This window comes from Arthrobacter sp. 01T419 (assembly GCF_056398865.1).
Genome location: NZ_JBFTQF010000005.1, coordinates 64,035 through 79,852, shown reverse-complemented (window position 1 = coordinate 79,852; position 15,818 = coordinate 64,035). Strand labels below are relative to the sequence as shown.

Sequence of the window (15,818 nt, the reverse complement as noted above, 5' to 3'; positions counted from 1 at the left end):
CGGTTCAGCGGGCAGGAACCGACCAGACCAAGGTGGTTCCTTGCTCCGGCACACTCTTGATGGAACAAGCCCCGTTCAACTCAAGTGCGCGCTGTTCCATGTTCACTAAACCATTGCCGGGAACCGGATCACTGAAGCCTCTTCCGTTGTCCTCAATGATCAAGGTCAGCATTCCGCCTTCCACCGAGACTGAGACGCTGATTGAGTCCGCTTCGGAGTGGCGGACCGCGTTGCTGAGGCCCTCGGAGATCACCGCCAGCGCGTTGGTGACGGTTCCGTCGTCGAGCACCGAATCGACCTCCCCGTTAAGTGTCAGATGCGGAGCGAACGGCAGTGACCGGGTAGCGTTGCGGACAGCCTGAAGTATCCGGCTGCTCAGCAACACCTGCTCGCCGGAACTTGCCTGCAAGGAATAGATGGTGTTTCGCAGATCCCTGATGGTCTCATCCAGTTCCGCCGTGACCGCATCGATCCGCGTCAACGCGGGTTCGCCTGTCGTAAACCGCCTCAGGCTCTGGATGCTGAGTCCAGCGGCGAACAGCCGCTGGATAACGACGTCGTGCAGATCCCGGGCGATGCGGTCCCGGTCCGTGAAGACCACCAACTGTTCACGGAGCCGATGGATGCGGTCAAGCTCCAGCGCCAAGGCCACATGTGAGCCGAAGACGGCCCCCATCTCCACATCGGTCTTCGCGAATGGTCCCGTTCCGGGGGCTCGGACGAGAAGCAGGAGTCCGTGGTGGGCGCCTTGGGCGCTGAGATCGATCCCCAGGAGCTTTCCCATTGGCGAACCGTCAGGCGCTCCCAGAATGTCGCTGGCTTCGTCCATGCAGGCTGGTGTCCCGGTCGCGGCGACTGCCCTGATGTCGGCCGAATCCATGGACAGGATCCTCCCCGCGAACCGTGCGCCGTCCCTGCCGGCAACGCCTGCGACGGCGTACGACTCCACTTCTCCACCAGGAACCAGGATCAAGGCAAGTTGTGACCCTGATTCTCGTAGTGCCTTGTCCGCAATCAGGTCCAGCGCTACCTTGTCAGGCTCCGCCATCCGATCATCACCGAGCATTCGGCCGGTAACGTCCATGCAGGCCTCAAGCCAGGATGCTCGGCGGCGGGCGTCCTCATAAAGCCGGGCGTTCTCGATGGCCACACCCGCCGCAGCCGCCAGCGCGACTGCCAGATCCTCATCTTCGGGAGAAAAATCGCCGCCGCCCTCTTTTTCGGTCAAATAAAGATTGCCGAAGACGACGTCACGAACGCGCACCGGGACACCGAGGAAGGACTTCATGGGCGGATGATTCTCGGGGAATCCGTAGGACTTCGAGTGCTCGCGTAGATCATGAAGGCGAAGGGGGGCAGGCTCGCTGATCAGCAGACCGAGGACACCGTGCCCGGTCGGCAGCGGGCCGATGCGGCGGGCAAGGTCCTCATCGATCCCGACCGTGACGAAGTGGCTGAGCGACTTGTTCTCGCCGATGACACCCAGCGCGCCATAGCGGGCGTGCAGCAGCCGGCAAGCCGAGGTGACGACTCTGTCCAGCACGGCTTCAAGGCTCAAATCTTCGGCGACGGCAACAACGGCTTCCAGCAGTCCCCGCATTTGTTCCTGAGCATCGAGGAGTTCTCCCGCCCTGGCCAGAAAGTCCCTGAGCAGGTCTTCGATCCGGATCCCGGTGACGTGAGGACGATCGGCCTGCACGGGGTCTGGACTGGAGCCGTTCATCTACTGCCTTTCGAAGTGCGGCGCCCACGCAGGGTAGGAAAGCCATGTCATAGCAGGTGGCGTATTCGATGACAGACTACTACCGGGCCCTGCGTTCCTCCAGACGCCAGCGAGGCGCGGGTCTTTATGCCCTGTTCCCCCATCACAACCCGGCGTAGCCTCGGCGACATGACGAACAAACCATCAACACCAGATGCAGAAGTCCTGGAACCCCAACAGTGCTGGGAACTCCTGCGCGGCGTATCAGTGGGGCGCCTCGCCGTATGGGTGGAAGACCATCCCGACATTTTCCCGATCAACTACAAGGTCGACCACGGCACCCTGGTCTTCAGGACCGCGGAGGGAACGAAACTCCACGCAGCTTTGGGGGAAACACCCGTGGCGCTGGAGGCCGACGGAGTCAATGCCGATACCGGGGTCGCGTGGAGCGTGGTGGTGAAAGGGCAGGCGGCCGCCATCAAGCTCACCCAGGAGGTCCTCGACACGGTCGGGCTGCTTCTTTTCCCCTGGCAGGCGGGACGCAAAGACCACTTCATCCGCATCATCCCGACGTCGATCACCGGACGCCGCTTCACCGTCACCCCTCCCCTGACGTGGTGGAGTCCTTTGGACGACGCCACCCGCGCGGGCCTTGAATGACGAGGCCACCCGTCGGGCCTAAAGCCCCTAACGACGGCGGACGGCCACCGGTAGCGTCAAACTCATGAACCCTCAACCAGCAGACCCGATTGAAAGACTCAGTCCCGACGAGTGCCTTGAGCTGCTCGGCCAATCCACCGTGGGCCGGCTGGCTGTGATTGTCGAGAACCACCCGGACATCTTCCCCGTGAACTACATTGTGGACCACGGCTCCATCGTCTTCCGGACAGGGATCGGCACGAAATTCTGGAGCTCAATGCGCGACCCTTGCGCGTTGGAAATCGATGGCTTCAATGCTGACTCAGGAAAGGCCTGGAGCGTGGTGGTGCGCGGCCAGGCCCACCTCGTGGTCGACACGCAGGAAAAGGCAGCCGCCGATGCCCTGCACTTGGATCCTTGGCAACCCGGCAGCAAAAGCCACTATCTGCGTCTGAGCCTGGATGCCATCACCGGGCGCCGGTTCAAGACCACCCGGCCTGACATCTGGACCACGCCGGTGTGGGATGCCCGCTCCGAACTTTTCCACTGAGTTGTCGTTGCTCGCTGGTGCCGCCGAAGGTACCGCTTGCCCTTTTGAATGGACCAATCATGAAAGCACTCGTCTATGGCGGACCGGGGAAAAAGGCGTGGACCGACGTTCCGGACCCCCGTATGGCCCATCCGACCGATGCCATCGTCCGCATCGACACCACAACAATCTGCGGGACAGACCTACATATCCTCAAAGGCGACGTGCCGGCCGTCCAGGAGGGACGTGTCCTAGGGCATGAGGGCGTAGGAACGGTGACCGAGATTGGTTCCTCGGTCACCGGGCTCAGGACCGGAGACCGTGTCCTGATCTCCTGCATCAAATCCTGCGGTCACTGCAGCAACTGCAAGAAGGGCCTGTACTCCCACTGCGCCGGAGAGGAAGGCCAGTCCGGAACGGGATGGATATTCGGCCACCTCATCGACGGTACCCAGGCCGAGTACGTGCGCGTCCCGTACGCGGACAACTCCTTGTACAAGCTGCCCCACGGGGTCACAGACGACCAGGCCGTCATGCTTTCCGACATTCTGCCCACGGCGTTCGAAATCGGAGTCCAAGCCGGTCACATCAAGCCAGGTGACACTGTCGCCGTCGTTGGCGCCGGTCCCATCGGCCTGGCAGCTATGCTCACCTCAGGACTCCACGGGGCTGCGGCGGTCATTGCGATCGACCCGGACGAGACGCGCCTGGCCAGAGCCAGGGAGTTCGGCGCAACCGAGGTGGTGAACCCTGACAACCCCGGGTGGATCAACGACGTCATGTCCCACACCGACGGCACGGGGGTGGACGTTGCCATTGAAGCTGTCGGGGTCCCGGAAACTTTCGACATGGCCGTGCGGCTCGTGCGTCCCGGCGGGAACGTCGCAAACATCGGGGTCCACGGCAAATCCGTTGAACTACGCCTTCAGGACCTCTGGATCCGTAACATCAACATCAGCATGGGTCTCGTCAACACCAACACGACCCCGATGCTTCTCCGGCTGGTGGCCCAGCACAAGATCCCTGCCGAAAAATTTGCCACCCACCACTTCCCCCTGGGACAGATCATGGATGCCTACGACACCTTCTCCAGGGCATCGGAAACACACGCCTTGAAGGTCATCCTCAGCCGGGAATCCCACCACTAGTCAAGCAGAAGGAACCACTGAAATGCCGGAAATCACCATCCTCGGCAGCGGGCACATGGCCCGCGCAATCGGCGTCCGCATGATCCATGCCCGGAAATCCGTGCAGATCATCGGCCGTAACACCATCCAGGCCCAGGCCCTGGTGGAATTCCTGGGAGCAGGCGCCACCGCAGCGAGCGATAGGGCTGCCATCGAGGGCGGCATCGTGATCCTGGCCGTTCTGCACGCCCAGGCCCTGGAAGTCCTCAATTCGTACTCCGCCCAGCTCTCGGGAAAAGTCGTCGTGCACATCAGCAACGTGGTTGACGTGGCAAGCTTTGACCGACTGACCGTTCCCTACGGCACCTCGGCCGCAGAGGAAGCGGCTGCCCTGCTCCCGGAGGATGCCCAACTGGTCAAGGCCTTCAACACTTGCTTCGCGGGACCCCTGGAAAAAGGTGCCGTGGCGTCCGAACCGCTGGACGTGTTCATCGCCGGCGACTCCGAAGACGCAAAGGTGCAGGTCAGTGCCGTTGTCGCCGCATCCGGGCTGCGGCCCATCGACGCCGGCCCGCTCCGGCGGGCGCGCGAGCTCGAAGCCTTCATGATCCTGGTCATGGGACTGCAGGTCAATCCCGCGCACTCCCATTTCAACTGGGACACGTCCCTGAAGATCCTCCCCTGAGGAGACACCCCAGAGCGGCGGCTCCCATGCCCACGATCCTTCGTTTTCCATTAGTGGCAGCCACCCTCCTTATGGGCGCCTGCGTTGGGGTACTGCTGGGTGCAGGGCAGGCGGCAGCGGCACAGGGAACCGCAAGTATCTATGCTCTGGCCGTGGCGGCGTACCGGGCCGTGTCCATGCTCCGAGATCTCTTTCGAGGACGGTGGGGCATCGACCTGCTGGCCGTCACCGCCATCGTCAGCACCCTCGCGGTCGGAGAATACATCGCCTCGCTCATCATCGTGCTCATGCTCACCGGCGGCGACGCCCTGGAGGAATTTGCCCAGGGCCGCGCCACCCGAGAGTTGAGGGCCCTTCTTGGGCGGGCGCCTCGGACGGCGCATCGCGAGACTCCTGGCATAGGGGTGGAAGAGGTTCCCGTGGGGATGATTCGCGCAGGAGACGCGCTTGTGGTCAAACCCTCTGAGATCATTCCCGTCGATGGACTTCTGCTTTCGGCTGCCGGGACCTTCGACGAATCATCGCTGACGGGTGAAAGCCTGCCGGTCGAACACCGCACAGGCGATGCTCTGCTGAGCGGCACCGTCAACGGCGAGGACGCCGTCCGCATGGTTGCAAGCGCCACAGCCGCTGACTCCCAGTACAGCCAGATCGTGGCTCTGGTCCAAGAGGCTGCGGCAAGCCGCGCACCCACAGTCAGACTCGCAGACAGATACGCGGTTCCCTTCACGCTCCTGGCCTTCCTGTTGGCCGGAATCGCCTGGTACATCAGCCGGGACCCCGGACGGTTTGCACAAGTGTTGGTCGTCGCGACACCGTGCCCCCTGTTGATCGCCGCGCCCGTGGCATTCCTTGCCGGCACCAGCAGGGCGGCCCATTCGGGGATCATCATCAAGAATTCCGGAACCCTCGAACAACTTGCCCGCGTCAAGACGGCGGTCTTTGACAAGACTGGCACACTGACACATGGTCGTCCTACCCTGCACGACATCCGGATTCCGGCCGGCCCCGCCACGGGCATGTCCCCCAGCCGGCTTCTCCAACTAGCAGGATCCGTTGAGCAGTTCTCCTCGCATGTGCTGGCATCTTCGGTGATCGCTGCCGCACGATCCCGCGGGCTGCGGCTGCTTCCGGCAACGCGCGCCACCGAGCACGCCACCCAAGGCGTGACCGCTGTTTGCGGCGGATACACCGTGGTGGTGGGGAAAGCTACCTTCGTGGGACCTGTTACCACTGGCTTCGAAAAGGCAGCCTTGGCTAGCGGAGAGCTGGCGGTCTACGTCGGCGTGGACGGGCACTTCGCCGGAACATTGATCATGAGGGATCCCTTGCGCGAAAACGCCGTGAGCACGCTGGGTGAGCTGCGACGCCTCGGCGTGCGCGAGACGATGCTCCTGACCGGGGACACAGTCTCGACAGCCCAGCACATCGCGGCGGAAGCCGGAATCACCCACGTCCTGGCCGATTGCCTGCCTGCCGACAAGGTCGCCGCCGTCGCGCGGTTGCAGCGGCGACCGGTGATGATGGTCGGTGACGGAGTCAACGACGCACCGGTCCTGGCCGCGGCCGACGTCGGGATAGCGATGGGAGCCAAAGGAGCCACTGCGGCCAGTGAGTCAGCCGACGTCGTGATCATGCTCGATGACTTGTCCAAAGTCGCTGTCGCCGTGGATATCGGCAGGCACACCATCCACATCGCGCGCACCAGCATCTGGACAGGCATCCTCCTCAGCGTCGGGCTGATGGCAACGGCAGCCTATGGCTTCATCCCTGCAGTGACTGGTGCCCTGCTTCAGGAGTTGGTGGACCTCGCTACGATCATGAATGCACTTCGGGCATTGGGACAGGGCCGAGGGCCCTCCGTGGACTCATCAGTGCCCAACCTTTCCGCTGTCATTGATCCTGAACAGCCGGCACGCCAGTAGCGACACGTCGGTGTCTACCAGCCCGGCCAGATGCCGGTGCTGCTCCGGGTCTTGTTCCGGCTCGCCGGAGGCGCCTTCGGGGACCTGCGGGATTGGGCGGGGCGGGTTATCAGCGTCGGGCACTGGACATTGAGCAGCACGTGGTGGGCCACCGAACCGACGAGCACACGTGCCCCGCTTCTTCCTTTGCAGCCTATGACCAGAAGCCGCGCATGGGCGCTGGCGTCAAGGAGCGCGTTAGCCGGTGGGTGCTGGAGGTCCAGGATTTCGCGCACGGCCAAGGCCGGGTACCGGCCAGTCAGTCCCCCGACCGATGCGGACAACAGAAGGCGCCCGTCAAGCCCAGGTTCCAAAGGCACCCCGTGGACAAAGCTAGGGGAAGGAGCAGGTCCGTCTTCGCCGCCGGCATGAACGACCACCAGTTCCTGACCCATCCGCTGCGCTTCGTTGGCGGCGAACTCGAGGGCGAGGCTGGAATCGCTGGAGCCATCGACACCAACCACGACGCCGGACCCCGCCCCGGCCGAAGCTGAAGGGACCACCGCGACGGCGCAGTGGCTGATGATGGCGATTTGAAAACTGACCGATCCAAATCCTTCGCCATGGTTGTCTGGCCGTCGATCGGTTCCCACGACGACCATTTCCGCGTCCGCGGAGAGCCTGCGCATGCTCTCGGAGGGTTCCCCCGCGCTCAGGGTCGTGACCACGTCCACGGCGGGAATCTGCGCGGTGATCCGAGCCGACTCACTGTTCAGCAGGTCCTTGGCCTGGGCGATCGCGTTCTCGTGGAGGCCTTTCTCCGGGAACGCCCACGGTTCGGGAACGGCGTGCACCAAATTGAGCTGGAGACCAAGATCGCGCGCGCGTTCCGCCGCCCAGTCCGCAGCGGTGCTGCCCACCGATGCGCCGTCGACACCAACAAGAATCTGTTTCTTCACGAGCACTCGTGCCTTCCAGGAAGCTGAAGCTATCTCTTCAGTGTCATTGGCCTCTGGCGCGACCCGCTAGGGCCGGAAGGCCCTCCCTGATGACGGGGATGCAGGGTTATGGTCCTCAAAGGGTGACACATCTTTGTGGCACTGCGCTGTGTGGTCGTCGCGAAAGGGCTTCGGAATGCTGATCCTTGTACTGAATCCGGGTTCCTCTTCCTTGAAGTACCAGCTGCGGCACATCAACGTACCCGGAACGAAGTCGAGTATCCTGCTGGATCGAGTCGTTGATGGGCCACAGGAGGGCCGTCTGGGTCCCGACTTTCTGAGTCCTGTATTCGATGTGACCGACGAGGCTGTCCGGCGCTCTTTCGGTGGAACCCGCCCCGACGCCATTGGCCACCGGGTGGTGCATGGCGGTGAACACTTTAGCTCTCCCGTCAGCGTCACCAGGCCCGTTATGGAGGCCATCGCGGAACTGGGCGAGTTGGCGCCGCTCCACAATGCCGCAAGTGTGGCGTGCATGCGTGCCGCGGCCGCGCGTTGGCCGGATACACCACAGGTAGCCGTGTTCGACACAGCGTTCCACCACACCATGCCTGAGTATGCCTCCCGCTACGCCGTTCCGGAGGACCTGTATACGAAATACGGGATTCGGCGCTACGGTTTCCACGGGATCTCCGTCGAGATGGCGTGCCGCGAGGCGGCGGCGTTCCTCGGAGCCCCGATGACGTCGTTCAACGCAGTGGTGGCGCATCTTGGCAATGGTGCCTCTGTGACGGCCGTCAAGAAGGGCCGCAGCGCCGACACATCCATGGGCATGACCCCGTTGGAAGGGCTGGTCATGGGCACCCGTTCCGGTGATCTTGATCCATCGATTGTCACCCTCTTGCAGCGCCGCGGCCTCGGCCCGGATGAGGTCGATGATCTCCTCAACCATCGTGCAGGCCTATTGGGCCTGGCCGGATCATCCGACATGCGCACCGTCCAGGACGCTGCGCAACACGGAGATCCCCGGGCGCTCCTCGCCTCTGAGATGGCCGCCTACCGGCTGGCCAAATACATCGCCGCCTACAACATGGTTGTCGGCGGGGCCGGGGCCTTGATCTTTACCGGCGGTATCGGTGAGCATTCTGGTCAGTTCAGATCGCAGGTGATGTTGCTCCTCGGGCCTCTCGGCATCAGCATCGACGAGGACAGGAACCATGCCGGAGGCTCCGGGATCCGCACCATCAATTCGGACGGATCCAGGTTTCCCGTCCTAGTTGTCCCCAGTGACGAGGAACGCGCCATCGCGGAGGCGACAGCCGCCGTCGTACTTTCGAATGATCCAGCGATCCGGAACCTTTAGGGCCCTATGGCCCTAACCGCCCCGCCGGGTCTCTGGCACCGTGAAAACCAGCACTGTGAAGACCAAACAGCCCAGGCACCAGCAACGCGCGCCTTCAGCGCGCCGTCGAACCCGGAAGAGGCTACCCCATGGAAACAGCAACCGATAAAGCTGCCGGTGAGGACTTTGAGCCGCTGAACCGGTATTGGTCCGCGGCCAATTACCTCACTGTTGCCCAGATCTACCTCCAGGAGAACCCGCTGCTTCGAGAACCGTTGCTGCCAATCCACATCAAACCGCGGCTTCTGGGGCACTGGGGAACCAGCCCTGGATTGTCACTGATCTACGCCCACTTGAACCGCTTGATCAGGCGGACCTCCGCCGATGTTCTCTTCGTTGCGGGTCCCGGCCACGGTGGTCCCGCCGTCGTCGCCAATGTCTATCTTGAAGGAACATATTCGGAGATCTATCCCAAAGTGGGGATGGACCTCCCGGGGCTCCGGCGACTTGTCCGGCAATTTTCCACGCCGGGCGGGGTATCGAGCCACGTCGGCCCAGCCACGCCCGGATCCATCCACGAAGGCGGCGAGCTTGGCTACTCCTTGATGCACGCCACAGGCGCCGCGATGGACAGCCCCGGGCTGATTGTCGCCTGCGTTATCGGCGACGGCGAAGCCGAGACCGGCCCATTGGAAGCATCATGGAAAGCACCATCCTTCCTCAACCCCGCCCGGGACGGTGCCGTGCTACCAATACTGCATCTGAACGGGCACAAGATCTCCGGCCCAACCGTGCTGGGCCGGAGAGCCGACGAGGATGTGGGAGCGCTGCTCAAGGCGCACGGCTGGGACCCGGTGACCGTCTCCGGCGATGATCCGTTCCTTGTCCACCCCGTCCTGGCCATCGCGATGGATGAGTCTTATGATCGCATCCGGGAACTGCAATCCCACGCGCTCAGCCATGGTGTGCACGGCCCGGTACGCTGGCCCGCCATCATCCTTCGAACACCCAAAGGGTGGACCGGGCCGGCCATGGTCGACGGGCTTCCCGTCGAAGGAACCTTTCGTTCGCACCAAGTGCCCCTGGCAAACGTTCGCGAGAATCCGGAACACCTGTCCCAGCTGGAGGCCTGGATGCGCTCCTACCAGCCGGAAACCCTCTTCGACAGCACGGGCCGGCTCGTCCCCGAACTGGCCGCACTTGCCCCGGAAGGCAGTCTTCGCATGAGCGCCGCAGCCGCGAGCCGGAGCGGGGCCAGCACTGCCCTGGAAATCCCCGACTTGGAACGGTACGCGGTGCCGCCGGCGCCCCGAGGATCGATCACCCATGAGACCACCAGGCCCTTAGGTGAACTGCTCCGGGACATCTACATCGCCACGGCCGCCGATCCCCGGTTCCGGCTCTTCTGCCCGGACGAAACCAATAGCAACCGGCTCGGGGCTGTCTTCCAAGCCCCGACCGCTGCCTTCTGGAATCTGCCAGGGACGGTGAGCATGTGCTGGCTGAAGACCACGTCTCGGCGGGTGGCAGGGTCATGGAAGTCCTCTCCGAGCATCTGTGCCAGGGCTGGCTGGAGGGTTACCTGCTCACGGGCCGCCATGGACTCTTTGCCAGCTATGAGGCCTTCGCGATGGTCAGCGCCTCGATGACCATCCAACACGCCAAATGGCTCCAACACGCACGGGAACTTGAATGGCGCGCACCCGTACCGAGCCTGAACATCCTCCTGACCTCCACCTGCTGGCGCAACGACCACAACGGCTTCAGCCATCAGGGACCCGGACTGATCGACACTGTGCTCTCCCTGTCAGGAACCGTCACCCGCGTCTACCTACCTCCGGACGCCAACACCCTCCTTATCACCGCCGAACACATCCTGCGGAGCAAGGACTACGTGAACCTGGTGGTCGTGGACAAACAACCGCACCCGCAGTACCTGACGCTTGAGGAGGCACGGCGGCACGCCGCCGCGGGAGCGTCCATCTGGTCGTGGGCCGGCAATGAGGAACCGGCTGGCAACGAGGTACCTGCCGGCGCCGGGGAACCGGCCGGCAACGGGGAGCCTCACGGCGCCGGGGCCAGGCCCGACGTCGTCCTGGCCTGTGCAGGCGACATCCCCACCCAAGAGACACTCGCCGCAGCCTGGCTTCTGCAAAAGCACCTACCCGCACTGGTGGTCCGCGTGGTGAACGTCATGGATGCCATGGTCCTACCACCCCGCGACACCCACCCCCACGGCCTGTCCGGTCAGAAGTTCGAAGAACTGTTCACAGCCGACGGAGAAGTGATCATGGCCTGGCACGGCTACGCCCGGGCCCTGCACCAGCTCTTGCATGGAAGGCCCCGCCCGGAACGGTTCCACGTCCGCGGCTATAACGAACAGGGAACCACCACCACGCCTTTCGACATGGTGGTCCTGAACAAAATGAGCCGCTACCACCTGGTCCTCGAAGCACTGCGACGCGTTCACCGGCAGGTCACGGGCGCGGATGAACTCGTCGACTTCTGCCGCAGGCAGCTGGATGCACACACGCAATACATCCGCGAGCACTTCGAAGACCTCCCCGAAATCCGGGACTGGGCCTGGACACCGCCCCGTCCCTAACGTCTGCGCAAGAGGCAGTTATTCTCAACTATTCTCAACGAAAGAAACATGTGACCCAGCAGCCAGCCCTGAACCATCGCGGCGTTGACAGGACACGCTCCCCCACCGAACCCGGGTTGTCCAGCGCTGAGGTCATGGCCCGGAGGGAAGCAGGACTGACAAACAACGTTTCCGGTAGTCCGAGCAGAACACTGTGGCAGATCTTCCGGGCAAACGTTCTGACGCTGTTCAACGCCGTTGTGGGCTGCAGCTTCGCACTCCTGCTTCTGCTGGGCCAATGGAAGGATGCGCTCTTCGGACTAGCTGCCGTGGGCAACATCCTCATCGGTGTCGTTCAGGAATATCGGGCCAAAAAGTCATTGGACCGGCTCGCGATCCTCAACGCCTCGCCCGCCCGAGTGCTCCGCGAAGGCACCGCGCAGGACATCGATGTTCAGGACGTCGTCCGCGACGACATCCTCCTGCTGGGCATCGGCGACCAGGTGCCGGCGGACGCATTCATCATCGATAGCGACGGCCTGGAAATTGACGAATCGCTGCTCACGGGCGAATCACATCCCGTGAGCAAGGAACCGGGATCTGAAATACTCTCCGGTTCCAGTGTTGTCGCCGGCCACGGCAGCGCCCGGGTAGGCCGTGTCGGCGCCGACTCCTTCGCGAGCAAGCTAACCGCCGAGGCCAAGCGGTTCTCCATGGTCAACTCCGAGATCCGCAACAGCCTCAACAGGATCCTCCGTTGGATCACCTGGCTGCTATTGCCCGTCATGGTCCTCGTCATCAACGGGCAAATGCAGGCCAACGGCGGTTGGGAGCAAGCCATCGCCACGGGACGTTGGAGTGCGGGTGCCGTGGGTACAGTCGCTAGCGTCATTGCGATGATCCCTCTGGGCCTGGTGCTCCTCACAAGTGTCGCTTTCGCCGTAGGCGGCATACGGCTGGCCCGCCAGAACGTCCTGATCCAGGAACTGGCAGCTGTCGAAGGCCTCGCCCGTGTGGACATGCTCTGCCTGGACAAGACGGGCACGCTCACCGAAGGTCGGATTGTCTTCGACGCCGTCCACGAAACGAGCGCGTCGCCGGACCCCGGGTGGAGGCAGGTTCTGGGCTGGTTCGGAGCCGACCCCCAGGCCAATGCCACCGCTCGCTGCCTCGCCGGGCGATTTCCATCCGATGAGAACCTTCACCCAATCTCGACGGCGGCGTTCTCATCTGTCCGCAAGTGGAGCGCCGTGACCTTCGGCGCGGACCAATTCGTCTCCGGCACATGGGTACTGGGCGCTCCGGAAATGGTCCTTCGCGGTGACACCTTAGGGACAGCGCGCGTCCTTGGGGCCGCAGCCCGCCTTGCCTCCTCCGGTCTGCGCACCTTGGTACTTGCTCATGCATCTGGAGCGCTCCCGGTTCAGGGCACCGACGATGCCCGGTCGCCGGCCGGCTGCGCCCCGATCTGCCTGCTGACCTTCCGGGAGAAGGTGCGCCCGGACGCTGCAAGGATCCTTGGCTATTTCCGCGAGGAGGGCGTGGAATTGCGGATCATCTCCGGGGACGATCCCCGCACCGTCGCCGCGGTCGCCCGCGAGGTCGGACTGGACGCGGAAAACGGGTACGACGCAAGGGATCTGCCGAAGGATCCGGACCTGATGCTGGAAGCCCTGGAGAACAATGTGGTGTTCGGACGGGTCACCCCAGCGCAGAAAAGAGACATGATCCTTGCCCTGCAGCGGGGAGGCCACACAGTCGCGATGACCGGGGACGGGGTCAACGACGCACTGGCACTCAAGGAAGCGGACATCGGTATCGCCATGGACTCGGCCGCGGCTGCCACCAAGGCCGTGTCCCGCCTGGTCCTCCTGGACGGGCGCTTCGACAAGCTCCCCGGCGTGGTCGCGGAGGGCAGGCGCGTCATCGCGAACATTGAACGGGTTTCGGTGCTGTTCCTCAGCAAGACCGCCTACGCGATCGCCCTCTCCGTCACCTTCGGATCACTCCTGTGGGAATTCCCCTTCCTGCCACGCCAGCTCTCCGCCACCGACGGCCTCACCATCGGAATCCCGGCATTCTTCCTTGCCCTCATGCCCAATAGCCGCCGCTACACCCCCGGGTTCCTTAAACACTCCCTCTCATTCGCCGTACCCGCAGGGCTCATCGTCGCTGCCGCCGTCTTTGGCGTCAACGTCTACGCCATGGCTGTCGGCGGCCACACTAGCAACGCCACCCGAACCGCCTCCGTACTCGCGCTCTCACTCACGGGTCTGTGGATCCTGGCAACCATCTCGCGCCCGCTCAACCTGCGACGCGCGGCCATCATCGGAGCGATGCACCTGGGCCTGGTCTTGGTGCTGGCTGCGCCCCTCCTACAAGACTTCTTCGGCCTGGAATGGCCCCGGAACGATCTTCTACTGACGGCACTTGGCAGCGCGCTCGGAGGAATCCTCGCTATCGAAGCCCTTCACCGGTTCCAGAGCAGGCGAAACGCGCGGAAGTAGCCCCGGACCCCGCCGGAGCCCTGCTCACTGCCGGCGCCTCAGGGCGGCGCGGCGCGCGGCGAACTCCGTTTCATCGATCTCTCCCCGGGCGAAGCGCTCATTGAGGATACGCTCGGAATCATCATTCGGTGGCCCGTAGAAACCCCGTCCGCCCACGTGGTTCCCCCGCAGCAGGAGAATCACCAGCGTGACCATGCCTCCCAAGAACAGGAACATCATTAGCCCCATGGCGATCCAGCCGCCGATGCCGATGCTTCCACCCCATCCATACATCATGGCCAAAACTCCTTCCTGCCCGGACTTACTACCTCAAACAGTGTCACTCGTTCCTGGCCCCTCCCACAGGGCATTTAGTCCCAACGCCGGGCCTTTCGGCCCTACAGCAGGTGCTGGTTGCTCAATAGGCTTCAGGGAGTCGTTGGTCTTGAGGCCAGCGATTGTGTGCCGGTACTCGAAAAAGTCTTAAGTGATATAGGAGCAGACATGTCACTCCCCAGCATGGACGCAGGCCGCGTTGACGGCGGACTACACGTCACGGAAGAACTCAGCCAGGAACAGTGCTGGGATCTCCTGCGCTCAAACACAACCGGCCGTTTCGGCTTCGTTGAAGATGGCAGAGTCATGATGTTTCCGGTGAATTATCTGGTTGACGGCCAGTCCATCTACTTCCGCACAGCAGGGGACGGCTCCATCGCTGAGTCCGTCCCGTCTCCCGAGGCCTCATTCCAAATCGACGGCTCGCATGTTGGCCGGAGCGAAGGTTGGTCCGTGCTGGTCAACGGCCCCTCGTCCCGTGTCGAGGATGGGGACCTTTTGACCCGGCTGTGGGGAAAGGTCATGGCGGAACCGTGGGGTGGCGGAGCGCGGAATCTCTTCATCCGGATTCAGCCATACAGGATCGCCGGACGCCACGTGCATCTGGGATGAGTGCGAATCTTTGTAACCGCGAGTTAGCTAAGGCGAGTCAGTAGTCCATGGCAGACAGCCCAGAAATCATTGTTGGATATGACGGATCCGCCGAGGCGATCACCGCCGTCCGCTGGGCTGCCCGGCAGTCCGGGCTGCGCAGATGCCGGCTCCACGTGGTTCACAGCACTTTGTGGCCGGCATTCACTCACGACCTTGGTCCGGTGCCGGGGGTTGCAGGCAGCGGACTCCGACGCGCAGCTGAGGACATTCTGGCAGAGGGCGTGGCACGAGCCCACGATGAAGTTCCTGGACTGACCGTCAAAACGTCGTTGTTCTATGGGTGGCCCGCCCAACACCTCAGGGACCTTTCTGACGGGGCCGGATTGCTCGTCGTCGGGAGCCGGGGTGTAGGCGGTTTCATGGGGCTGTTGATCGGCTCCGTCAGCTTGGAACTCGCAGCCACCGCCGATTGCCCAGTTGCCGTCATTCGTTCCGGCGGAGATGAGGGTGGCCCCGTCGTGGTCGGTATCGACTTCGACGATTGGGAACCACCGCTTCGGCACGCTTGCACGCTGGCAACCCTTACCCGGGCGCCCCTGAGAATGGTGCACGTCCAGAAAAAGCACTGGGGTCCACCCCTTACCGCAGACTCGGCCGATTCGAAGCAAAACCTCGTGGAAGCCCAGTCGCAAGCTCTTCTTGACTCTGCTGAGCGATACGTCCGAGAAACAGCACCGGAACTCGATCCCGAAACGAAGATATCGATCGGTACATCCATTGCCGGTTCGCTCCTGGCAGAAGCGAAAGATGCCTCCATCATTGTCGTCGGAACCAAAGGACAGGGACTCATCCGAGGCACCATTGGCTCAACCGCACACGCCATCCTGCATCACGCCATGTGCCCGGTCCTGCTGGTGCGTCGGCCCAACCCAGGGCCCGTGTGAAACAGACA

The 15,818-nt window shown here is 63.2% G+C and carries 14 protein-coding genes; 11 read left to right on the top strand and 3 right to left on the bottom strand.

All coding sequences use genetic code 11. The features are described from left to right. Positions 1-4 precede the first annotated feature (4 nt). Entirely contained in the window at positions 5-1,723 is a 1,719-nt protein-coding gene (locus AC1DLO_RS09435; protein WP_476889913.1) for a GAF domain-containing sensor histidine kinase, read from the bottom strand. Between the two features lie 168 nt (positions 1,724-1,891). Here AC1DLO_RS09435 and AC1DLO_RS09430 point away from each other — a divergent pair, with 168 nt between their 5' ends. From AC1DLO_RS09430 to AC1DLO_RS09410, 5 genes are all read left to right on the top strand, one after another. Further along, positions 1,892-2,362: a pyridoxamine 5'-phosphate oxidase family protein gene (locus tag AC1DLO_RS09430; protein WP_476889914.1), complete on the top strand. Its 471-nt coding sequence runs from the start codon at positions 1,892-1,894 to the stop codon at positions 2,360-2,362. Between the two features lie 64 nt (positions 2,363-2,426). Next, entirely contained in the window at positions 2,427-2,891 is a 465-nt protein-coding gene (locus tag AC1DLO_RS09425) for a pyridoxamine 5'-phosphate oxidase family protein (protein ID WP_476889915.1), read from the top strand. 59 nt (positions 2,892-2,950) lie between these two features. Then, positions 2,951-4,018, top strand: coding sequence for a zinc-dependent alcohol dehydrogenase family protein (locus AC1DLO_RS09420; protein ID WP_476889916.1), 1,068 nt, complete (start codon positions 2,951-2,953; stop codon positions 4,016-4,018). Positions 4,019-4,040: 22 nt separating this feature from the next. Beyond that, positions 4,041-4,682 (top strand): NADPH-dependent F420 reductase, encoded by a 642-nt coding sequence (locus tag AC1DLO_RS09415; protein ID WP_476889917.1) that lies wholly within the window; start codon positions 4,041-4,043, stop codon positions 4,680-4,682. Between the two features lie 26 nt (positions 4,683-4,708). Next, positions 4,709-6,607, top strand: a complete 1,899-nt coding sequence (locus tag AC1DLO_RS09410) for a heavy metal translocating P-type ATPase (RefSeq protein ID WP_476889918.1) — start codon at positions 4,709-4,711, stop codon at positions 6,605-6,607. Positions 6,608-6,621: 14 nt separating this feature from the next. Here the strand turns inward: AC1DLO_RS09410 and AC1DLO_RS09405 are convergent, their stop codons facing one another. Continuing rightward, complete coding sequence (locus AC1DLO_RS09405) at positions 6,622-7,545, bottom strand: universal stress protein (RefSeq protein ID WP_476889919.1); 924 nt, start codon at positions 7,543-7,545, stop codon at positions 6,622-6,624. Positions 7,546-7,720: 175 nt separating this feature from the next. On the opposite strand from AC1DLO_RS09405, the gene AC1DLO_RS09400 reads away from it, so the two are divergent. From AC1DLO_RS09400 to AC1DLO_RS09385, 4 genes are all read left to right on the top strand, one after another. Then, complete coding sequence (locus AC1DLO_RS09400; protein ID WP_476889920.1) at positions 7,721-8,887, top strand: acetate/propionate family kinase; 1,167 nt, start codon at positions 7,721-7,723, stop codon at positions 8,885-8,887. A 128-nt stretch (positions 8,888-9,015) separates the two neighbouring features. Further along, positions 9,016-10,515, top strand: a complete 1,500-nt coding sequence (locus AC1DLO_RS09395) for a phosphoketolase family protein (protein ID WP_476889921.1) — start codon at positions 9,016-9,018, stop codon at positions 10,513-10,515. Then, on the top strand, positions 10,401-11,471 hold the full coding sequence (locus tag AC1DLO_RS09390; protein WP_476889922.1) for a phosphoketolase family protein: 1,071 nt from the start codon (positions 10,401-10,403) through the stop codon (positions 11,469-11,471). The genes AC1DLO_RS09395 and AC1DLO_RS09390 overlap by 115 nt, the downstream gene beginning before the upstream one ends. A 50-nt stretch (positions 11,472-11,521) precedes the next feature. Beyond that, positions 11,522-13,957 carry an HAD-IC family P-type ATPase gene (locus AC1DLO_RS09385; RefSeq protein ID WP_476914466.1) on the top strand — a complete coding sequence of 812 codons (2,436 nt, stop codon included), beginning with the start codon at positions 11,522-11,524 and terminating at the stop codon, positions 13,955-13,957. A gap of 24 nt (positions 13,958-13,981) precedes the next feature. Here AC1DLO_RS09385 and AC1DLO_RS09380 read toward each other — a convergent pair whose 3' ends face one another. Next, positions 13,982-14,233 (bottom strand): SHOCT domain-containing protein, encoded by a 252-nt coding sequence (locus tag AC1DLO_RS09380; protein WP_476889923.1) that lies wholly within the window; start codon positions 14,231-14,233, stop codon positions 13,982-13,984. Positions 14,234-14,440: 207 nt separating this feature from the next. Here AC1DLO_RS09380 and AC1DLO_RS09375 point away from each other — a divergent pair, with 207 nt between their 5' ends. Beyond that, a complete protein-coding gene (locus AC1DLO_RS09375; RefSeq protein WP_476889924.1) occupies positions 14,441-14,884 on the top strand; it encodes a pyridoxamine 5'-phosphate oxidase family protein in 444 nt (147 codons plus the stop codon). 47 nt (positions 14,885-14,931) lie between these two features. Continuing rightward, a complete protein-coding gene (locus AC1DLO_RS09370) occupies positions 14,932-15,810 on the top strand; it encodes a universal stress protein (RefSeq protein ID WP_476889925.1) in 879 nt (292 codons plus the stop codon). Positions 15,811-15,818 lie beyond the last annotated feature (8 nt).